Annotated in this window: 23 protein-coding genes and 4 tRNA genes; 17 read left to right on the forward strand and 10 right to left on the reverse strand. The window is 66.4% G+C overall.

The window, feature by feature from the left end:
- The first annotated feature begins 216 nt into the window (after positions 1-216).
- The 5 genes from JF781_RS20520 to JF781_RS20540 are packed head-to-tail and all read left to right on the forward strand — an operon-like array spanning position 217 to position 3,826.
- Complete coding sequence (locus tag JF781_RS20520) at positions 217-1,563, forward strand: Rieske 2Fe-2S domain-containing protein (protein WP_225329479.1); 1,347 nt, start codon at positions 217-219, stop codon at positions 1,561-1,563.
- The gene (locus JF781_RS20525) at positions 1,560-2,078 is read left to right on the forward strand and encodes a 3-phenylpropionate/cinnamic acid dioxygenase subunit beta (protein WP_225329478.1); all 519 of its coding nucleotides are present in this window, start codon (positions 1,560-1,562) and stop codon (positions 2,076-2,078) included. The genes JF781_RS20520 and JF781_RS20525 overlap by 4 nt, the downstream gene beginning before the upstream one ends.
- The gene (locus JF781_RS20530; protein ID WP_225329477.1) at positions 2,075-2,320 is read left to right on the forward strand and encodes a dihydrodiol dehydrogenase; all 246 of its coding nucleotides are present in this window, start codon (positions 2,075-2,077) and stop codon (positions 2,318-2,320) included. The genes JF781_RS20525 and JF781_RS20530 overlap by 4 nt, the downstream gene beginning before the upstream one ends.
- Positions 2,304-3,107: a 3-(cis-5,6-dihydroxycyclohexa-1,3-dien-1-yl)propanoate dehydrogenase gene (hcaB, locus tag JF781_RS20535; RefSeq protein WP_225329476.1), complete on the forward strand. Its 804-nt coding sequence runs from the start codon at positions 2,304-2,306 to the stop codon at positions 3,105-3,107. Before JF781_RS20530 ends, hcaB begins: the two co-directional genes overlap by 17 nt.
- On the forward strand, positions 3,104-3,826 hold the full coding sequence (locus JF781_RS20540) for a class II aldolase/adducin family protein (protein ID WP_225329475.1): 723 nt from the start codon (positions 3,104-3,106) through the stop codon (positions 3,824-3,826). The genes hcaB and JF781_RS20540 overlap by 4 nt, the downstream gene beginning before the upstream one ends.
- On the opposite strand, the gene JF781_RS20545 is transcribed toward JF781_RS20540, so the two are convergent.
- Positions 3,823-4,638: an IclR family transcriptional regulator gene (locus JF781_RS20545; RefSeq protein WP_225329474.1), complete on the reverse strand. Its 816-nt coding sequence runs from the start codon at positions 4,636-4,638 to the stop codon at positions 3,823-3,825. The two genes, JF781_RS20540 and JF781_RS20545, sit on opposite strands and share 4 nt — an antisense overlap.
- A 167-nt stretch (positions 4,639-4,805) precedes the next feature.
- Complete coding sequence (locus JF781_RS20550; protein WP_225329473.1) at positions 4,806-5,867, reverse strand: hypothetical protein; 1,062 nt, start codon at positions 5,865-5,867, stop codon at positions 4,806-4,808.
- Positions 5,868-6,180: 313 nt separating this feature from the next.
- On the opposite strand from JF781_RS20550, the gene JF781_RS20555 reads away from it, so the two are divergent.
- Positions 6,181-6,858: a DedA family protein gene (locus JF781_RS20555; RefSeq protein ID WP_225329472.1), complete on the forward strand. Its 678-nt coding sequence runs from the start codon at positions 6,181-6,183 to the stop codon at positions 6,856-6,858.
- Here the strand turns inward: JF781_RS20555 and JF781_RS20560 are convergent, their stop codons facing one another.
- Positions 6,859-7,476, reverse strand: a complete 618-nt coding sequence (locus JF781_RS20560; protein ID WP_225329471.1) for a TetR/AcrR family transcriptional regulator — start codon at positions 7,474-7,476, stop codon at positions 6,859-6,861. It lies immediately after the preceding gene.
- A 153-nt stretch (positions 7,477-7,629) separates the two neighbouring features.
- Between JF781_RS20560 and JF781_RS20565 the strand changes: the two genes are divergently transcribed.
- Together JF781_RS20565 and JF781_RS20570 are read left to right on the forward strand one after the other, a co-directional pair.
- A complete protein-coding gene (locus JF781_RS20565) occupies positions 7,630-8,067 on the forward strand; it encodes an anti-sigma factor antagonist (protein ID WP_225329470.1) in 438 nt (145 codons plus the stop codon).
- A gap of 32 nt (positions 8,068-8,099) precedes the next feature.
- Positions 8,100-9,185, forward strand: coding sequence for a glutamate--cysteine ligase (locus JF781_RS20570; RefSeq protein ID WP_225329469.1), 1,086 nt, complete (start codon positions 8,100-8,102; stop codon positions 9,183-9,185).
- 26 nt (positions 9,186-9,211) lie between these two features.
- Here JF781_RS20570 and JF781_RS20575 read toward each other — a convergent pair whose 3' ends face one another.
- The 3 genes from JF781_RS20575 to JF781_RS20585 form a co-directional block, all read right to left on the reverse strand.
- A complete protein-coding gene (locus tag JF781_RS20575; RefSeq protein WP_255642145.1) occupies positions 9,212-9,982 on the reverse strand; it encodes a sulfite exporter TauE/SafE family protein in 771 nt (256 codons plus the stop codon).
- Positions 9,983-10,054: 72 nt separating this feature from the next.
- Positions 10,055-10,996 carry a catalase family peroxidase gene (locus tag JF781_RS20580; protein ID WP_225329467.1) on the reverse strand — a complete coding sequence of 314 codons (942 nt, stop codon included), beginning with the start codon at positions 10,994-10,996 and terminating at the stop codon, positions 10,055-10,057.
- Between the two features lie 35 nt (positions 10,997-11,031).
- On the reverse strand, positions 11,032-11,823 hold the full coding sequence (locus tag JF781_RS20585; RefSeq protein WP_225329466.1) for an SDR family NAD(P)-dependent oxidoreductase: 792 nt from the start codon (positions 11,821-11,823) through the stop codon (positions 11,032-11,034).
- 197 nt (positions 11,824-12,020) lie between these two features.
- Here JF781_RS20585 and JF781_RS20590 point away from each other — a divergent pair, with 197 nt between their 5' ends.
- The gene (locus JF781_RS20590; RefSeq protein ID WP_225329465.1) at positions 12,021-12,626 is read left to right on the forward strand and encodes a hypothetical protein; all 606 of its coding nucleotides are present in this window, start codon (positions 12,021-12,023) and stop codon (positions 12,624-12,626) included.
- Between the two features lie 70 nt (positions 12,627-12,696).
- A complete protein-coding gene (locus JF781_RS20595; protein WP_225329464.1) occupies positions 12,697-14,244 on the forward strand; it encodes a long-chain-fatty-acid--CoA ligase in 1,548 nt (515 codons plus the stop codon).
- Positions 14,245-14,254: 10 nt separating this feature from the next.
- Here the strand turns inward: JF781_RS20595 and JF781_RS20600 are convergent, their stop codons facing one another.
- The 4 genes from JF781_RS20600 to JF781_RS20615 all read right to left on the reverse strand — a co-directional run bounded on the left by JF781_RS20600 (position 14,255) and on the right by JF781_RS20615 (position 16,349).
- Positions 14,255-15,094, reverse strand: a complete 840-nt coding sequence (locus tag JF781_RS20600) for an enoyl-CoA hydratase/isomerase family protein (RefSeq protein ID WP_225329463.1) — start codon at positions 15,092-15,094, stop codon at positions 14,255-14,257.
- A 77-nt stretch (positions 15,095-15,171) separates the two neighbouring features.
- On the reverse strand, positions 15,172-15,363 hold the full coding sequence (locus JF781_RS20605) for a LapA family protein (protein WP_225329462.1): 192 nt from the start codon (positions 15,361-15,363) through the stop codon (positions 15,172-15,174).
- Positions 15,364-15,614: 251 nt separating this feature from the next.
- Positions 15,615-16,061, reverse strand: coding sequence for a hypothetical protein (locus tag JF781_RS20610; protein WP_225329461.1), 447 nt, complete (start codon positions 16,059-16,061; stop codon positions 15,615-15,617).
- A 216-nt stretch (positions 16,062-16,277) separates the two neighbouring features.
- Positions 16,278-16,349 (reverse strand) — tRNA-Val (locus tag JF781_RS20615).
- Between the two features lie 181 nt (positions 16,350-16,530).
- Between JF781_RS20615 and JF781_RS20620 the strand changes: the two genes are divergently transcribed.
- From JF781_RS20620 to JF781_RS20650, 7 genes are all read left to right on the forward strand, one after another.
- A tRNA-Gly gene (locus JF781_RS20620) sits at positions 16,531-16,603 on the forward strand.
- A 28-nt stretch (positions 16,604-16,631) separates the two neighbouring features.
- Positions 16,632-16,705, forward strand: a tRNA-Cys gene (locus JF781_RS20625).
- Between the two features lie 15 nt (positions 16,706-16,720).
- A tRNA-Val gene (locus JF781_RS20630) sits at positions 16,721-16,795 on the forward strand.
- Between the two features lie 441 nt (positions 16,796-17,236).
- Positions 17,237-17,401: an excalibur calcium-binding domain-containing protein gene (locus JF781_RS20635; RefSeq protein WP_225329500.1), complete on the forward strand. Its 165-nt coding sequence runs from the start codon at positions 17,237-17,239 to the stop codon at positions 17,399-17,401.
- A 439-nt stretch (positions 17,402-17,840) separates the two neighbouring features.
- Positions 17,841-17,993: a hypothetical protein gene (locus JF781_RS20640; RefSeq protein ID WP_225329460.1), complete on the forward strand. Its 153-nt coding sequence runs from the start codon at positions 17,841-17,843 to the stop codon at positions 17,991-17,993.
- Positions 17,994-18,074: 81 nt separating this feature from the next.
- Positions 18,075-18,623, forward strand: coding sequence for a hypothetical protein (locus JF781_RS20645; protein ID WP_225329459.1), 549 nt, complete (start codon positions 18,075-18,077; stop codon positions 18,621-18,623).
- 129 nt (positions 18,624-18,752) lie between these two features.
- Positions 18,753-19,733 carry a hypothetical protein gene (locus tag JF781_RS20650; protein ID WP_225329458.1) on the forward strand — a complete coding sequence of 327 codons (981 nt, stop codon included), beginning with the start codon at positions 18,753-18,755 and terminating at the stop codon, positions 19,731-19,733.
- Positions 19,734-19,943: the final 210 nt, after the last annotated feature.

A 19,943-nucleotide genomic window follows, 5' to 3' on the forward strand; every position in this document is an offset into this window, starting at 1 on the left:
GATTACCCGGAGTTTACTCCGCGCTCACATACGTCGAACGGCTGCCGTGACCCACCGTAGCCGGGGGTTTCCGGCTTGTAATTGTGTGCAACCTGTGAATCGGCCCCAAGGATTCTGGTGGCCACCCGCCGACCCGATCGCCCCGGCGATTGACCGGCGTCGAAGACTGCGGGATTCTACTGAGCGGAGAGTATTTCTTGAGAACAGAGGATCTTGATGAGGGACCACAGCGACGAATTGGTCGGGGTCTTCGACAACGTGCGCCGCGGGATGATCCCCGCGCACATCTACAACGACAAAGAACTGTTCGCGCTGGAGAAGGAACGGCTGTTCGGCCGGGCGTGGACGTTCGTGGGACACGAGTCCGAAATCCCGCACGACGGCGACTACGTGGTGCGCCGGGTCCTCGACGACTCGTTCATCATCACGCGCGATTCGGACGGCACCGTGCGGGCCCTGTTCAATATGTGCCTGCACCGCGGAATGCAGGTCTGTCGCGCGGAGATGGGAAACGCCTCCAACTTCCGCTGCCCCTACCACGGCTGGACCTACCGCAACAACGGCCGCCTCACCGGGCTGCCGTTCCACCGGGAGGCCTACGGTGGTGACGAGGGGTTCGCCAAGGACCAAACCCTGTTGCCCGCACCGAATTTCGCGAGCTACAACGGCCTGCTGTTCATCAGCCTCGACGCGTTCGCCGAACCGCTGGAAGACTTCCTGGGCGACTTCAGGTTCTACCTGGACTACTACACCAAACAAAGCGCCGGCGGCGTCGAGGTGCGGGGGCCACAGCGCTGGCGGATCAAGGCGAACTGGAAGATCGGCGCGGAGAACTTCGCCGGCGACATGTATCACACCCCGCACACCCACGCGTCGATCGTCGACATCGGCCTGTTCCGCGAGCCGAAAGCCCAGAAGCGCAAGGACGGCGCCACCTATTGGGCGCACCGCGGCGGAGGAACCACCTACAAATTGCCGCCCGGCAGCTTCGAGGAGCGGATGCGCTACGTCGGCTACCCCACCGAGATGATCGACCGGATCAAAGACGTGTGGACACCGCAACAGCAGCGGGTCGTCGGCGAGGACGGGTTCATGATCTCGGCCGCGACCTGCTTTCCGAACCTCAGCTTCGTACACAACTGGCCCAAGGTGCGCGATCGCGATGACGAGGTGCTGCCGTTCATCTCCATCCGGTTATGGCAGCCCATCAGCGAGAACGAGACCGAAGTGTGTTCGTGGTTCGCCGTGGACTCCGCCGCTCCCCCGCAGTACAAACAGGATTCGTACAAGGCGTACCTGATGTGCTTCGGGTCGACGGGCATGTTCGAGCAGGACGATGTGGAGAACTGGGTCTCGCTGACCACCACCGCGGGTGGCTCGATGGCGCGGCGGCTGCTGCTGAACAGCCGGATGGGCCTGCTCGCCGACGACCGCCCCGTCGTCGAGGCGTTGCCGCCCAGCGCCTTTCACGGCCCCGGACGCGCGCAGGTCGGCTACAACGAACACAACCAGCGCGCGTGGGTGACCATGTGGGCCGACTACCTGCAGAAGGCCGGCGCATGAGAAAACCGTTGCCCTTCAACGACCCTCGGCACCTCGAGGCGCACCAGTTCCTGGTGGACGAGGCGTACCTGCTCGACGCCCAGCGGTATGAGGCGTGGCTGGACACGCTGACCGACGACGTCCGCTACACCATGCCGGTGCGGGTCACGACCGCGCGCGGCGCCGGGTTCGACACCAGCCCCGGCATGGCGCACTTCGACGAGGACAAGTACTCGCTGAGCCAGCGGGTCGCGCGGATGGGCACCGAGCACGTGTGGGCCGAGGACCCGCCGTCACGGCTGCGGCACTTCATCACCAACGTGCGCACTTTCGCGTGCGACGACCCCGACGACCTCGTCGTCGAATCGGCCGAGTTGTTGTTTCGCAGCCGCGGCGACGTCAACGACGGCGCCCTGCTGTCCTGCGGGCGCGAGGACGTGCTGCGCCGGTGTGGCGATCGCTGGAAGCTGGCGCGCCGCACCATCCTCGCCGACGAGTCGGTACTACGGATGCAGAACCTGGCGGTGTTCCTATGAGCGACGAACCCATCACGATCGCCAACGAGTTCACCGAGGTCGTGGTGCGCCGGGTCGACACCCGCAACGGGTCACGCCTGCAGATCAGCGCCCCCAGATCCGGGCAGTCGATCACCCTCGACGCGCTCGAGGTGGAGGCCTTGACCTGGCAGAATCCCCGTACGCTGGCTGCCATGGTCGGCAATTCCTACGCGCCGTTGCTACCCGACGACCCCGAGGAGCGCGATGACGGGCTGGCTTGAGGGCAAGCGCGCCCTGGTCGTCGGCGCCGGTTCGGGGATCGGCCGCGCCGTGGTGGACGCGTTCCGCGACGAGGGCGCGAAAGTCGCCGCGCTGGAACGTGATCGGGAAAAGTGCGCGGCGCTGCGCGCGCAGCTGCCCGACGTGCCGGTGGTCGAGGGCGACGCCACCACGTACGAGGCCAACGAACGGGCTGTCACCGCCGCGGTGGATGCCTTCGGCGGCCTGGACACGCTGGTCAACTGCGTCGGAATCTTCGACTTCTACAAGGGCATCGGCGACATCGAGCCCGACGACCTGCCCGGCGCGTTCGACGAAATGTTTCGCACCAACGTGCTGAGCCATGCGCAGTCGGTCAAGGCGGCGATCCCGGCGCTGCAACGGGCCGGCGGTTCGGGCGGGTCCTCGATCGTGCTGACCGAGTCCGCCTCGTCGTTCTATCCGGGGCGCGGCGGCGCGCTCTACGTCTCCTCGAAATTCGCGGTGCGCGGGTTGGTCTCGGCGCTGGCCCACGAGCTGGCGCCGCGGATCCGGGTCAACGGGGTGGCGCCCGGCGGCACACTGAACACCGACCTGCGCGGCCTCGCCAGCCTGGGGCTGGGCGACACCCGCCTGGACGACAGCCCCGGCCGGGCCCGCGAGGTGGCGGCGCGCACTCCCCTGCACGTCGCGCTCACCGGCGAAGACCACGCGTCCAGCTTTGTGTTCCTGGCGTCCGACCGTTCCCGCGGGATCACCGGCGAAACCGTGCGCCCCGACGGCGGATTCGGGCTGGGCGCGCCGCGATGACGGACCTGGACCAGCAGCGCGCCGCGATAGCGCAGGCCTGCCGCGTCGCGGCCGCCCGCGGCCTGGTCGACGGCATCCTCGGCCACCTGAGCCTGCGGGTCGACGACGACCGCCTGCTGGTGCGCTGCCGCAGCGACACCGACACCGGCGTGGCGTTCACCCGGCCCGGCGACATCCGGCTCGTCCGATTCGACGGGACCGCTGGCGCCCCAGGCGAACTCGACGGGTACCGGGTGCCCAACGAACTGCCCATCCACGTCGAAACGATGCTGGCCCATCCGGAGCACGCGGCCGTCGCGCACCTGCACCCGCCGGCGGTGGTCGCCGCCGACCTGGCTGGTATCACGATCCGGCCGATCTACGGCGCCTTCGACATTCCCGGCGCCTGGCTGGCGCGCGGGGGTGTCCCCGTCTACGAACGCGCCGTGCTGATCCGGGATTCGCGCCTGGGCAAGGAAATGGTGGCGGCCATGCGCGGTGCGCCCGTGGTGATCTGCCGCGGGCACGGCATCACCAGCGCCGCCGCCACGGTGCCGCAGGCGGTGCTGCAGGCGATCAGCGTCGACGCGCTGGCCCGGATGTCGTTGCGGGTGCGCGCGGCCGGCGGCACGCTGCGCGACATCGACGACGCGGACTGGGACGACCTGCCGGATCTGGGGCCCGCGTTCACCGCCGAGGCGGCCTGGCGCCACGAAGTGGCGCGGCTCGCGGATCACTAGCCGAGCTGCTCGCCAATCTCCTTGGCGGCGTTGACAAGTGCGGCGGCCACCGCGGGGTATCGGGAGGCGTCCAGCCGGTTTTGTGGTGCGGCGGCGTTGAGCGCGAGCCGCAGGCCGGGCGCCCGCGTCGGGATGGGCACGGCGACCGACGCGACGCCCTCCTCGCTTTCTTCCCGGTTGGTGGCGTAGCCGCGTTCGCGGATACCGGACAGCTCGGCTTCCAGCTCGGCACGGCTGCCGATGGAATGGGGGGTGATGCGCTCGAGCCGCTCGCGCGGCAGCAGCGCACGCAATTCCGGTGCCGACAACTGCGCCAGCATCACCTTGCCCGTCGAGGTGCAGTGCGCGGGCATGGCGCGGCCCAGCCGCGACGCCACCCGCACCGCAGCCGGCCCCTCGACGGCGGCGACGAAGCGGACGCTGGCGCCGTCCAGCATTCCGACGTGCACCGTTTCGCGCAGCTGTTCGCTGAGGCCGCGCATGATGGGTGCGGCGGATCGCGCGATGTCGATGCGTCCGAAGATCGCGAACGCCACCCCGGTCAACGACGGCCCGGGCAGGTACGCCTTGGACACCGGGTCCTGCCGGACGAACCCGCGGTAGGCCAGCATCGCCAGCAGGCGGTGCGCCGTCGATGACGCCACGCCGAGATAGCGGGTGGCCTCGCTCAACCGGATCTGGGGTTGTTCGCCCAACAGCAAGAGCAGCTTGAGCGCGTTGTCGACCGACTCGATCGGATACTGCGGCGCAAGCGAATCGGCGGGCGCCGCCGCGGCGGCATCCCCCGCGGCGCGCTCACGCTTTTTCTGCATGGCATGACGGTACCCCCGGCGGGGTGAGGATTGCCGCACTCACAGCGGTCGCAACACCAAGCCCGGAGTCACGGCTGCCCGTCGGGCACACAGAAAGTCGGCCAATTGCCCCCGCCCATCAGCCCAGGGTCACCGAATCCCCCGCCGCCTGTCGGGAGACCCATCATTCAGCCCTGAGGGCGAGTTGCCCTGGTGTCCAACCAGATCCCGGCGGGAGCGCAGGGCAAGCCCACGTCATCCAGGGTCAGAATGCCGGCGGGCGCCGCCGCGACGTTGGGGGCCGCGTTGACCGCCGGCATCGCGGTCATGGTGTCCCATTCGTGGTTGCCCCAGTGCTCCGGTGGGACGAAGCGGATGCGGGTCCGCACCTCGGGCTCGCCGTCGATCACGACCTGGTAGTGGTCGTCGTCAAACTCCCAGTCTCCGTTGAGTTTTTTCGTCAGATACCAGGCGACGCGCGACTCGAAGACGGTCTTGCCCCTCACCTTGGCGTTCCAGCCACCACGGATTGCGGCGATGGTGTCCTTCTCCATGCAGAACCAGCCGAGATCGGTCTTCTCCGAGGCGGTCTGGTGTTCGATGACGAACTCCATGTCATCGACCTCGTATCCCAATGCGGCCGCCATGCGCTGAACGGAATCGGCGAAAGTGGTGAACCCGAACTTCGCCAGACCGACCACTTCGGGTGTCGCCTCGGGAAGCCCGAAACCCAACGCCTGCCACGTTTCCGCTGACTCGTAGACCGAGACGTCCGCCGATTCGATGATCGATACCTTCTGGACGTCGCGGCAGACGGCGGTCATCGCCGTCACCATCGTGTTGATCCAGCCCGGATTGACACCGGTGATGTAGAGCGAACTGTCCCCGCGCTCGCATGCCGCGGCCAGCTTGTCCTTTGTTTCGCCCTGGATCCCGCCGACGTTGAGGAACAGGTTCGTGCTGATGACGTCGAGCCCGCTTTCGAGCAGGCGGACGGCGTGGTCGAGGTCGGCCATGAACGGTGTGTAGAGGACGGTGTCGGCGCCCAAGGCGATCAGGGCGTCGATGTCGGTGGTGGCAAGGACGCCGCTCTCGGGTCTGCCGCATAACGATCCGGCGTCCATGCCCGCCTTGTCCTCCGAATACGCGTACACCCCAACCAGTTCGAGTCGAGGGTCGTCGAGAATCCCTCGCATGCTGAGCTTTCCGACCTTGCCGGTGGTCCACTGGATGACGCGCAGCTTGTTCATGGGTTCCTTCGGATAGCACGGACGCCCGTCGCCTGATCGGGCCTCCAAGTAGGGGTGTCCTCTCGACAACGGAGCGGGCGCGTCGTCGGGGGCGACGATCGCCCGAGAATGCATTCGCGCAGAGCGAGAATGTCATTCTCATTCGGGAGAGTAGGGCATCCACGGCTGGATTTCAAGGTTCGGCGCCATTGCTCTCGGCTTCGTGAGCGGCGCCGCTGACGCCGGCCCGCGATCGCAGGGTCTGCGCGCCCCAAGCGGATTGAAACGCACACCTTGTGGCGCGGATTGCGGGCCGGTCAGGCATCCTTGACGCATGAATGTGGAGCCCCTGCTGCACTCGATTCCGCCGCTCGCGGTCTACCTGGTGGTCGGCGGTGTGGTCGGGATCGAGAGCCTGGGCATTCCGCTGCCGGGCGAGATCATCTTGGTGACCGCGGCGCTGATGTCGTCGCATCATGAGCTGGCCGTCAATCCGATCGGGGTCGGCGTCGCCGCGGTGATCGGCGCGGTGGTCGGAGATTCGATCGGGTACGCGATCGGGCGCCGGTTCGGCATGCCACTGTTCGACCGGCTCGGCCGGCGGTTCCCGAAACATTTCGGCCCCGGACACGTCGCGTTTGCCGAGAGGCTGTTCAACCGGTGGGGCGTCCGGGCGGTCTTCTTGGGCCGGTTCATCGCGCTGTTGCGGATCTTGGCCGGGCCGCTGGCGGGCGCCCTGAAAATGCACTACCCGCGGTTCCTGGCGGCCAACGTCTCGGGCGCGATCTGCTGGGCGGGCGGCACGACCGCACTGGTGTACTTCGCCGGGATCGCGGCCGAACGCTGGCTGGAGCGGTTCTCGTGGATCGGGCTGGTGGTCGCCGTGGTGGCCGGGCTCACCGCGGCAATCCTGTTGCGCGAGCGCACATCACGGGCGATCGCGGAACTGGAGGCCGAGCATCACCACAAGGCCGGCGCCACGGAAACCACCACAGCGCCCGGCACGGTCTGACTAAACGGCCTCGCTGGTGTCCGCCACCAGAGGCGGCCGGTGTTCGTCGATCAGGGCGCGGGCCATCCTGCGGGCGCGTTTCGCCGCGTCGAGGTCCCCGACGGCGGCGAGGATGATGGCGCCCTTCATCAGGATGTGCCACGACGAGGCGAAGTCCTCGATGTCGGTCAACCCCGCCGCGATCGCGCGGCGGCGCACGATGTCGCGGACGTGGTCGATGTGGGTGATACAGGCCCGTCCGGCGGGATGGTCCGGTCCGACTTCGAGCAGCACGTTGATGAACGAGCAGCCTTCGTATCCGTCGCGGAGCTGGAACCAGTCGTGCATGACGTCGAAGATCGCCAGCAACTGTTCCTCGGGGGTGGTGCCCCGCTGCCGCGACTGCTCCTCGATCAAACCGTGCGTCCAGAGCTCCTCGCGGCGCTCCAGCACGGCCAACGCCAGGTCGGTCTTGGTGGCGAAATGGCGGTACAACGTCGCCTTGGCGACGCCGGCCCGCGCGATCACCTCGTCGGTGCCCACAGCACGGATGCCGCGGCGGCTGAACAGCTCATACGCCGCGGTCAGCACGCGTTCACGCGCCGACGGCGCGGGCGTCCCGACATCGGAAGTGGTCATACGGGCCTTACCGTACTCTTAGCCCCGGACCCGTAGACAGACCTCCCTGTCTCGTTATACAAATGAGATTCGCATCCGCGAACAGTCGGTCTTCAGACAATAGGACGGGCATCCTCGCGGCGTCTCGGACGCCGGTCGATTAGGGGGTCCACCATGAACTCAGCTATTGCGGAACAATTGCCCACCACTCACCTCATGCTGAGCACCAAGCTGGTCTATGAGCTGGGCGATCCCCACAGCACGCTGCGCGCAACCGCCGATCGCAGCGGGCCTGCGGTGCTGATCTACGCGGGCGGTGAGATCGACGCGTGCAACGAGCACACTTGGCGTCATCTGGTCGGCGAGGCGGCCGGCGTCGTCACCGCGCCGGGCCCGTTCGTCGTCGACGTCACCGGGCTCGAGTTCATGGGCTGCTGCGCGTTCTCGGTGCTCGCCGAAGAGGCGAAACGTTGCCAGCAGCGCGGCATCGACCTGCGGCTGGTGAGCTGCGAGCCGATCGTGGCTCGGATCATCGACGCGTGCGGGCTCAGCGGCGTGCTGCCCATCTACCCCACCGTCGACTCCGCGTTGTCCGCGGCCGCACGCTGGTAACCACACGGCGCTGCTCGGCCGTAATCGGCTGAATGAGCGGCCATCCCACCGTCGGTGCCGAGGAAGAATTCCTCCTTGTCGACCCGCGAACCGGTGAGCCGTCCCCGCGCAACGCCGCCGTGGCGGCGGAGGCTGAGCGGCGCGGCGTCACGCTGCAGCTGGAACTGAGCAGCTGCCAGGTGGAAACCACCTCCGACGTGGCGGCGACCGCTGCCGAACTCGGTGAGCAGCTGCGCCGACTGCGGCGCACCGCGGCGCAGGCCGCGCAGGCCGTCGGCCTTCAACTGCTCGCCTGCGGGCTTCCGCCGGCCACCCCGCACGAGTTTCCGGTCACCGACACCCCGCGCTACCGCCGCATCGGCGACGAGTTCGGGATGGTCGCCCACGAGCAGGGCATCTGCGGATGCCACGTGCACGTGCAGGTGCCCGACCGTGCCGCGGCCATCCATGTCAGCAATTGGTTGCGGCCGTGGCTTCCGTCATTGCTTGCGCTGTCGGCCAATTCGCGCGTGTACCGCAGCGCCGACAGCGGTTACGCGAGCTGGCGCAGCGTGCTGTGGCGGCGCTGGCCCGCCGCCGGAGCGCCGCCGTTTTTCACCTCGCCCGACGAATACGACGACGCGGTGCGCATGCTGGTCGACACCGGGGTGATCCTCGACAAGGACATGATCTATTGGGACGTGCGCCCTTCGGCGGAGTTCCCGACGGTGGAGGTGCGCGTGGCCGACGTGCCCGCCACGGTCGATGAGACCGTGCTACTTGCAACCCTGATCAGGGCCGCCGTGATGACGGCGCTCGACTCGCCCGACGACGCCCGGCGGCTGCCGCCCGGCGCGCTGCGTGCGGCGTATTGGAAGGCCGCCCACGACGGATTGTCCGGGCACGCACTCGATCTGATCCACGGCCGCGGGGCGGTGCCGGCGCGTGAGCAGCTGGGAGTGCTGGTGCAACGGGTGCGCCCGGCGCTCGAGTCGCTGGGCGAATACGAGCACGTCGTCCACGAACTCGACCGCGTCGCGACACGGGGCAACGGGGCGATGCGGCAACTGCGGGCATGGCGCCGACGCGGCGAGGTGAGCGACGTCATCGCCGAGGCGGCCGCGGCCACGCTGAGTTGAATAACGTTGCCGCACAACCGCTCTCGTCAAGCCACCGCCAGCAGGCGATACAACCCGATCAGGCCCACGACCACGATGATGGCGCGCAGCGCGTTGCCCGAGAGCCGGCGCCCGTAGCGCGCCCCGAGCAGGCCACCGACCAGCGAGCCCGCCGCGATCAGCCCGGCGGCCGGCCAGCTGATCCGGTCGAATGCCACCGTCGTATAGGCAACCGCCGCAACCACATTCACCACCAGGGCCAGGAGGTTTTTGGCGGCGTTCATCCGCTGCACCGATTCCGGCAGCAACGCCCCCATCAGCCCGACCAGCAAAATGCCCTGGGCGGCGGTGAAATAGCCGCCGTAGACGCCGACGGCGAAGGTGCCCAACACGAGCGTCGCCATCCGCCCCGGCGGGACATGGTCGGGTGAACGCCCCGCCTCCGCGGCGCGCCGGGCGGTCCACGCCTGGATCCGCGGCCCGATCACCACCAGCGCCAGCGCCAGCACCAGCAGCACCGGGACGATCTCGGCGAACACCTTCTCGGGCAGATGCAACAGCAGATAGGCGCCCAGCGTCGCGCCGGCCAGCGAGGCCGGGAGCTGCCAGCGCAACCGATCCGCTTGCCCGCGCAACTCGGCGCGATAGCCCCAGGTGGCCGATACGCTGCCGGCGACCAGGCCCGTCGCGTTCGACATGGTGGCCGTCACCGGCGGGAAGCCGAGCGCGACCAGCGTGGGGAAAGTGATCAGGGTGCCGGAGCCGACCAGCGCGTTGATCGCCCCGGCCGCCAGCCCGGCCAGGCATATGAGGATCATCTGAAATGGCGACACCGAAGAAAAACCTTAGCGTGCCGCCGATTTCGTCCCGACGGCGACCACTCGACCCGGTCAGGCGGGTGGAGCCTCGTCGCCGCGCTCGACCCCGGTGCGCAGCTTGACCGACGCCGAATACGCCAGCGTCCGAAAGTGCAGGACCGGATCGTCGGAGGGTTCGATGCCGTCGGTCACGCGCATCGGGTCGAACACCACGATGTCGTCGCCGTGCTCGCGCTCGGTGTCCGGACCGGTGATCTCCAGCGAGCCGACGGTGACGATCTGGGTGCTCTGCCAGGCCGACGACGGGTCCACCGTGGAGTCGGTGGGCCCGGCGATCTGCACCCGGAAATCGAACCGCACCGGCCCGCCCTCCAACCGCGTCGCCAGCTCGTCGGTGAGGAAGTCCGGATCCTTGCCCTGGGCGTCCGAGGCCGACAGGTACTCCTCGGACGCCGTCGGAACCAGGTGGTAGCGAACGAATCTGGCGCTGCCGTCGCCGGCGACCCAGCGAAACGCGTGCAGGCCGTGGTATTCGGTGGTGGCGTAGCTGGCGGGGATCCGGTTGGCCTCCCGCAGTATCGGCAACGCGCCGAGGAGGCCCGGATGGGTGAGCAGGTGTTTGGCCATGCGCAGCGGCGTCGTCAGGCCGGGCCGCATCGCCTTGAGCAGATCGATGAAGCCCTCCGGCGTGCTGGAGACGAAGAGCCGGGCGGTCTGCGTCGAGACGTCGGTGGTGGAGCCGTCGGGCAGGGTGAACTTCACCGCCATCCCACGCACGCCGGGCCGGCCGTCGCGCTGCTTGGGGTTGCCCGATCCGTTGGAGAAGCGGACCAGCGCCGGGACCGGTGAGCCATCGAGATGCCTTGCGCGCGAGAGCATCACCGCATCGTGGGCCGCGGTGAACGTGCCGCGATACAGGGTTCCCTTCGCGTGCAGCGCGCGGCAGCCGGGCCGAGCGCCGCCGGCACCCCGGATCGCCTCGATCGCTTGGTCAGGGGTTAATCCACCGCTCATGTACGAATCTTAGTGGCATTTGAATCGCAGTGGTATCAGGTGGGAAAGCCGAAGAGTTCGACGACACCGTGATCGCGACCGGCCGTGTAGCCGCCGTCGACGGCGATCGCCTGTCCGCTGACGAACGAGGCGTCGGGAGACAGCAGGAAGGCGGCCATGGCCGCGATCTCTTTGGGCTGCCCCAGCCGCTGCAGCGCGTGCTCCTTGGTGATCGAGGCGAGCGGGCCCTCCATCCCGGGAATGCTGAAAACGCTGTGCGCCATCGGTGTTTCGATGAAGCCGGGACAGATGACGTTCGCCCGGATGCCGCTCGGACCGTAGTCGAGGGCGATGTTCTTGGTGAGTAGCACGACGCCGCCCTTGGCCGCGTTGTAGGAGCTGCCGCCCGCGGTGCCTTCCAGGCCCTCGACGCTGGCGACGGTCACGATCGAGCCCCGCTCACCGTCGGCGCGGGGTTGCTCGATCATCCTGGCCAGGGCCGCCTTGGCGACGAGGAAGGTGCCGGTGAGGTTGATCCCGATCACCCGCTCCCATTCGGCGCGGTCCAGCAGGTGCACCGGGCCGCCCCCGGCGACGCCCGCGGCGTGGAAGAGGCCGTCGAGGCGGCCCGGCACGGCGGCCAGCGTCGCGGCGATCGCAGCTTCGTCGGTCACGTCGGCGGGCACGAACGTGAACCGCGGGCCCAGGTCGTCCGGCGGTGCGGCCAGGTCGGCGCCGACGACGGTGCCGCCCTCGGCCAATAACCGTCGCGCGGTGGCCAGCCCGATTCCGGAGGCGGCGCCGGTCACGACGAAGGTGCGGGAGCGGGCGCGTTCGGGGTTCACCATGTCGGATCTCCTCGGGTGGCGGGTCGGGCGGCCCCGTCATGGTGACACACCGGCCCGGGATCAGTTCGCGGATACCGGATTTGCGATAGCCGCGCTGGATCGACTCATAGCGAACCCATCTTGGACATCGGCCCTGGCGGCGGAGGACGATAGGACCGAGCTCGAATCCCGCGCCGCCCACAGAGTGAGGAACGACGATGTCATCGACTCCGCCGCAGTCGTCCCCCGCTGTCCCCGCCTCGACACCCCCGGCCGGTCGGCGGTTCGGGGCGCTGAGCGCGGCCGTGGCCGCGGTGGTCATCGTGGCCGGCACCCACGCGACGACCGGGGTAGCGCTGACTTCCGGCGACGCGATCGCCATCGCGCAGGGCGTCGCGGTCACCCCCGCGCCCGGCTGGACGCTGGGAAACCGCGGCCCGAACTGGGTGGCGCTGAACAACGCCGACACCAGCGCGCAGATGCGGATCACCGTCAAGCAAGCCGGCGGCGCCGACGCCGCCGCGGTTCTGCAATCCGACATCGACCAGTACGTGCGCGGCGCGTCGGCCATCTTGACCGGTGTGAATCGCTTGACCGCGCCCGACGTCAAGCCGCTGCAGGGACCCAACTTTCAGCAGCAAGCGTCCGTCAACTACACGGCCAGCGTGGTGAACCCGCAGGGCACGATTCCGGTGATCGGCACCTTCACCGAGCTGCTCAACCCGTCGAATGGCCGCTCGGCATTCGTCGACTTCCGGCAAGGCAGCAGCGCCACCACCCAAGACGCGGGCGACGGCGGAACGATGATCGACTCCATGGAATGAGGCCCCGCCGTCGGGTACGGCGCACCGATCCCGTATTACCGAGTGGAACAAACCGAACGCGGAGGGGTTCATGCCACAAGCGGACACGGCGGAGACGCTCGCCGGGATCGTCGAAGGACACGCGCAGCGGCGGCCCGAGGCGATCGCGATTCGCTTCGGTGAACGCCAGTGGTCCTGGGCCGACTGGAGCGAGCGGATCCGTCGCGCGGCGGGGGCCCTGCGCGCCGCCGGGATCGAGCGGGGCCAGCGCGTGGCGTTCCTGGACAAGAACCATCCCGCCTGCCTCGAGGTGCTGATCGCCGGCGCCTCCATCGGCGTGGTCACCACCGTCGTCAACTGGCGGGTGATCGGCGACGAGCTCGTCCACGTCCTCGCCGACAGCGGGGCCCGCGTGCTGCTGGTCGGCGCCGAGCTGCGGGCCGCCGCCGAGGCGGCCGCCGAGCGGGTACCCGGGCTGGAACGCATCATCGAGGTCGGCGACGAATACGAATCGTTGCTCGCCGCGGCGTCACCGGCCGAGCCCGATGCGGGCCTCGACCCGAACGAGACCGCGTTGGTGATCTACAGCTCGGGCACCACCGGAAGGCCGAAAGGCGTGCTGCTCAGCCAGCGCGCCCTGGTCAATCACGCGGCCAACCTGGCACCGGCGTTTCCGTTCGCCGACGGGGACGCGAACCTGGTCGCCATGCCGTTGTTCCACGTGGGCGGGATCGGCTACGCCCTGTTCGGGATCCGTTCGGGGGCACCGACTTTCCTGACCCGCGAGCCCGACGCCGCGACACTGATCGGTGCGGTGCGCGCCGGCGCCACCCACGCGTTCTTCGTCCCGCCGGTGATCGCCCGGTTCCTGCACGCGGGTGAGGCGGCGACCGCCCCCATCGCCGGCCTGCGCTACATCGTCTACGGGGCGGCGCCGATGCCGCTGCCGTTGCTGCACCGGGCGCTGTCGACATGGCCGGACACGAAATTCGTGCAGGTGTACGGGCAGACCGAGCTGTGCGGCGCGGTGACCGCCCTGTCGGACGCCGACCACCGCGATTCGACGCGACCCGAATTGCAGCTCTCGGCCGGAAAGGCGGTGCTGGGCTGCGAGATTCGCATCGTCGATCCCGAGACGGGCGCGTCGTTGCCACCCGGAGAGCCCGGCGAGGTATGGGTGCGCAGCAACCAGAACATGACCGGGTACCTCAACCGCCCGGAGGCGACGGCCGAGACGATCACCGCCGACGACTGGGTGCGTACCGGCGACGTCGGGCGCCTCGACGCCGACGACTACGTCTACATCGAAGACCGGTTGAAGGACATGATCATCACCGGTGGCGAGAACGTGTACGGCCCCGAGGTGGAAAGCGTGCTCATCGAGCATCCCGCCGTGGCCGACGCGGCGGTGATCGGGGTGCCCGACGACTTCTGGGGAGAATCGGTCAAGGCGATCGTGGTGGCCGACGGCGAGATCGATCCCGCCGGCATCATTGAATTCTGTCGACAGCATCTGGCGGGCTTCAAATGCCCACGCACCGTGGATTTGGTGTCGGAGCTCCCCCGCAACGCGAGCGGGAAAATCCTCAAAACGCAGCTGCGGGAACCGTTTTGGCGAGACCGGTCCCGCGGAATATGAGCGTGGGCGGCTACAGGCGTCCCTCGACACGCAGTTCCGGATGCACCCAGTCGGGCGAGCGGCGTTCCTTGAACGAACGGAAGCCTTCGATGGCCTCGGCGTCGGACAGGCTGGAGCTCATGCCGATGCGGTCATACAGCCCCAGGTAGCTGTCGATGCTGGACTTGATGACCCCGCGGGCGCGCGGTGCGGTCCGACAGCATTGCGCCAGCACATCTTTCGCCGCGTCCAGCAGGCCCTCGTGCGGCACCACCCGGGTGACCAGGCCCCAGTCGAGGGCTTCGACCGCGGTCAGCACCCGTCCGGTGAACATGAGGTCGCGGGTGCGCACCGGCCCGATGACGCGGGTGAGCATCTGGCTGTAGTAGGTGTCGGCGTAGCCGCGGAACAACTCGGGCACCCGGAAGGTCGCCCGATCGCTCACCACCGACAAGTCGCTGCATAGCGCGATCTGGAATCCGCCGCCCTGGCACAGGCCGTTGACGGCGGAGACGATGGGCTTGGCGGAGGTGCGCACCGCGTCGAACGGGGTCACGTCCATGCCCAGCGCGGAGCCGAAGGTGATCCAGTTGTCCTCGCCTCCGCCGCCGCCCATGTCCCCGCCGGGCGCGAAGACGTCGCCGGTTCCGGTGAGCACCAGCCCGGCCAGATCCGGGTCCTCGTTGAGACGTCCCACGGCATAACGGATTCCGAAGTACATCGCGGGGCTCAGGGCGTTGCGCGCGTCGGGACGGTCGATGGTGCACACCGCGATCGGCCCCTGACGCTCGAAGCGCAGATAGGGCGTGCCCAGCCAGTCTCCCTCGGGGGGACGGGGGGTGCTCGGCGGTGTCGAAGGATTCTGCGCCACGGGGCTCCTCTCGGGTCGACGCCGCTACTGTAGCTCTTACAGTATCCGCGGGGTCGCGCGCCACCCCGATGACGGGTTCAGGGCCGGCCGCGGCTCCCCGCCGGCGAGTGATTGCTCGCGTGCTGGCGTTCGAGCTCGCGCAGGCGGCGCGCTTCCCTGGTCAGCCAGGCCAGCCCCGCCCCGGCCGCCAGCAACGACACCACGGCCGCAACGATTCCCGCGTCAACCCGACCGTCAGCGAAGCACGCCAGACAGATTGCGAACGCCACAACTCCGGCCCCCACGAGAAGCAAACCCGGGGCTTTGGCGGGATTTTCAGGGCTTGGCCAACCCGTGGACGGCTGGACCGTTGATGATCGAGCGGATCTCGAGCCGTGTCTCCCATGATCCCTTCCTCTGTGGCTGTGTGGGCAGTCATCTACAGCAGTACCCGTTGCACGGGCGGGTAATAGTCGCGCAGCGGTTCGGATCGGGCGCGCTATTGGTTTATGGACGCGGGCTTTTCGCGAAGCCGTTCTCGTTATCGCATGATCTGCGCGAGCTTTCGCCATCGCCGATGCCGGTGGCGAAACATGAGCCGGATGAAGGCGCGGGTCAGCAGCCCATGCAGGCCGTCGTCGGTTTCGATCTCGTCGGTGTAGCGGCAGCTGTGCTCGTCGATGGGTTCGAACGTCAGGCGGTGGTTCCACGTGCGGACCGGTCCCCCGTGTTCGTTGGTGTAGATCTCGGTCGGGTCGAGGCGCTTGATGGTGAGGTGGTGGGTCCAGGCCGGGATCACTCCGAACCACCAGAACCGCGCCGATCCCTGGGTGCCGACCTCGATGCGCTCGGGGACATCGAGGCGGTAGATCCGCAGCACCGGGCTCAGCACATGGCGCATCAGCTCGGGCTTGCGCGCCAACGCGGACGCGGTCTCAGCCGGGATCGGCAGCTCAGTAGTTAGGGTTACCTTACTCACGCGGTTCATGGTGGCCCACTGGGCGTGATCCGGCAAGGGCAGCGGGGTCTCGGGGCGTCTGGACGCGACTTCATCTCGCCGAGCGGTTAACCCGACACGGCGCACGAAGTGCGCCGCCATTAGCCCCGGGAAACGCCGGATGAGGCCAGGGCGCTACAGCGCGAAAAGGCGAGGGAGATGGGGGTGGGTCAGCAGCCCAACTGGTCATTGACCTGTATCGATGTGTGGTCCCGGCTGGGATCGAACCAGCGACCTTCCGCGTGTGAAGCGGACGCTCTCCCACTGAGCCACGGGACCGGCGCCGAGATGGCGAACGACGTCGAAGACTAGCACGTGCAGACCCTGACACTACGGCCGCATCGGCATGCCAGGAGCGACGCGATAGCCTAGACACGGCTCGTACCAAGAAATTTGTATGTGCCCGCTCACGTGGACTATCGTCGTGCTTCGCACCGGGCGACGATCTCGTCCGAGGCGCGCGGATGTAGCGCAGTTGGTAGCGCATCACCTTGCCAAGGTGAGGGTCGCGGGTTCGAATCCCGTCATCCGCTCGAAGGTGCAAGTGGCGTGGACCCCAACGGTGGAGTGGCCGAGTGGTGAGGCAACGGCCTGCAAAGCCGTGCACACGGGTTCGATTCCCGTCTCCACCTCCAGATTTTGGTTCCCCGGCGCGATTAGCTCAGCGGGAGAGCGCTTCCCTGACACGGAAGAGGTCACTGGTTCAATCCCAGTATCGCGCACCAGAGTTTTTGCAGTTTAGAGCCGGTATCTAGGCAAACTTACCAGTGGTCATGCAATAGTCATGCAATAGGATCTCTTCGGGTAGCTCATTAGCCGAGGAGGTGACGGTGTGTAAACCCGCGCTGTCCTGGGACGCCGAGCACGTAGCCAGGTTGATGCTACTGCAGGAAAAGCTCCGCCCGTCTAGCGCTGGTCAACCCGCTGCGCCGAAATTCCCGAAGTCGCTGCGGTGGTCAGCGCGGCGAAGCGATGATCAAGGCGTGTTCAACACGCATCCAACACGGCTCAGTGAGGCAACGCGTCACAAACTCGCCAACGTACTCGCTGCCATACTGATCGCGATCATTGTCGTCTGCGTAATCGTCGTCGTGTGGACGCTGATCCAAAACGACGCGATCAGCTCCCGACCCGGTTCCCGGAGTACGTCGGCCCCCACCGCAACCATGCCGAACCGACCCTCGGTGTACTACCGGACCTGCGCCGAGGCCCACGCCGCTGGCCGCTGGGACATTCCTGAAGGCGACCCCGCCTACCGGCCCGGTCTAGATAAAGACCACAACGGAATCGCATGCGAATCGCGAAAGACCTCGCGACTCGCTGACCGATAACCATACCGATCTGGTATGCAACAGATTTCAGGCTAAGCGTACCTACCCGGTGCGGTATGAAAGATATTGTGGCGCAACGCTTTTGATTACTGCGGCGGTTGACCAGGCCTGGCTGAGTGGGCTACTGTCTGCCGGATGACTGGAGCTGACGAAGCCACATACGCGGACCTGTGGAGAGACGCAATCAAAGAGACGTACACGGATGCACGGGACGATTACCCCATCCTCTCAACGCCGCCGTACTCCGCATTCTTTGCAAGGCCGCTGATTGCCTGCGCGGAGGTGCTACCCACTCCTTCAACGGAGCAGAGCTCGACGTAGTTAGGCACCTCATGCCCGCTCATGAAGTGCATCAGTCCGGCGCCGTGGCGTGGGTGGGTCGAAACTTTACGGCGGAGGGGGCACGGCGAAGGCGCGGTACGCCCAGCTACGGGAACAGTTGGACGACCTCGCGGAGATGCGCCGGCAGGTTGACGATTCGGAAATGCCCGAGGACCTGCGACAGATCATCCTCAATCTGCGCCAGATACTGCGTGAGGAGGGATTCTCAGAAGAGATGATTGATGAGACCCGCGGCCTGGAGGCGCCATGACAAGCCTTCGGCGCCGAGTACGCGTACTGTACGCGTACAAATACGTTGTGGTGCAACGTGTTTGGGGGTACATTCCATGTAATGGACTGGTACACACCCTCTTCGACGCACAACCTGCCCGAGGGAGCACGCATCGAGCCGCCGTACCCCTACGGCGAGCTTCTGATCGCCAACTCGCACAAGATGGCCGTCGCGGTGTGGAGATACACGCCGGAAAGACTCACCTACTACCGGGTGCAGGTATATGACGAACCCATCCCCGCAGAAGATGGCCTACCCGGCCTGTTTCGTTGCCTTGCGGCGAAGGTGATCGGGCGGGTCCATGACGGGTCTGGATACATTTATGAAGAGGGATACCCAAGGGGGCCTCGGTGGTCCGACGAAGAATTGTGGCCCTTCGTGAAGATGGCACAATGGCCCAACGGCGAGCCGATGTACGACGAGCAAGCCCACATCACTGACCCCCCAGGTGTGCCCTCCCATGAATTTGCTCAGCGACTGGTGCGAGACCTCAGAAAGCAGCAGTACAGCCTTCCCGGCTTCGTCAAACACCACCTAGATGCGATTCGCAACGGCCCGTTCGGAAACGGCTGGCCGCCCCTCCCATGGACGCCGCCGGGTGATGGTTGATTGTTCGAGGCCGGATTCGTGGCGGGCTGTTGCCTCGGATGGACACGCCTGACGCGGTGCTGGACGGGCAACTCCCGGCTGGGCGGTCGCTTCCTGTTGCGATGCCTATTTCCCATCTAGGGTTACGACGTGGCCAGCATCCGAAAAACTTGGCGCGACTCTGGCGCGGGCCTGCAGGGACTGATTATCGTGTCGTGGTATTTAGGTGTCACCGTCTTCGGTGTCGGCATAATCGGCGATTGGCTCCGATGGTGGCAATCGCTCAACTTTATCCCTAATGTGCTGACGGCAATCTCTGGCTTTTTCATTGGGGCGCCCGTAGCTTTAGTGTTCTTAAGCGCCCTAGAAGCGCAGCGAGAAGAAAGGAAGCAAAAGGATCTCTCCAACGCTGCCTGGAGAGAGTTTGCCAGTCGTGTAACTTCCTTTTGCACCGAAGATCGGATTAACGCCTTACAAACACTTTGTCAATGCATTGCCGATAAATGGCAAGAAATTTATGTCGGATTAACTTATCTCGAGGCCATGAAGTTTATATCGGTTCATGACGACGAGATACTGAATGCACATTATAAAGCGATGGCCGCACACTACGAAGAGGTACACACGCTATTGCGCACATGGGCGTCCGAATTAGAGGAAATGCTGATTGCCCTGGCTAAAATCATGCCTCGCGGAGACGAACTTGCTATTGAGTGGGCGGGAATCCAGGCTAGCTGGGCGATGCTAGAAACCTACGTTAAAACCCAGCGTTTCGAGTTGCAGTTGGATCCCTTGTGGCTATCTAGCGGTGTGGACTCCCGCATTCGTCAGAAGATAGTCCTGCAAAAGAATCCGCTCGATACATTTTCAGCACAGAATGATCCAAGGACCGACTACCCTGAATCGGGCGGGATGCGCAACGTGCCCGCATTCCTGAGAAAGTGTGCTGATAATTTCGAGGCGTCCCAATTGCGACATACGCTGGTGATGCAAAGCAATTCAGCTCTTTATTGTATGCAGACTGGAAATTATTCTGAACTGGCCTGGTCAGCTTCTCATGCTCTGGAGGAACTCAAGAATGACATTCGCAGTGCTGAGGTCGAAAACGGCTGGCCGCCACTTGCGCCATAGCCAAACATCCCTCATAGCTGGCCGGGTTTGCGATGGGCCGGGGAATGCAGTGGAATCGTCAAGCCAACTTTCCCCGGCCCATGGCTGTGGGACGACCCGAATCCATGGGCAGGGTACAAGACCTCTAATGTCTACAGCCGACCGCAATGGGAAAAGGAGAAGAAAACCCATTATAGTTGTCGGTCACGCGGTGAGAAGTCGCTACCGACA

Origin of the sequence: Mycobacterium sp. WUMAC-067 (genome assembly GCF_020217485.1) — a bacterium.
Taxonomy (GTDB): Bacteria; Actinomycetota; Actinomycetes; order Mycobacteriales; family Mycobacteriaceae; genus Mycobacterium.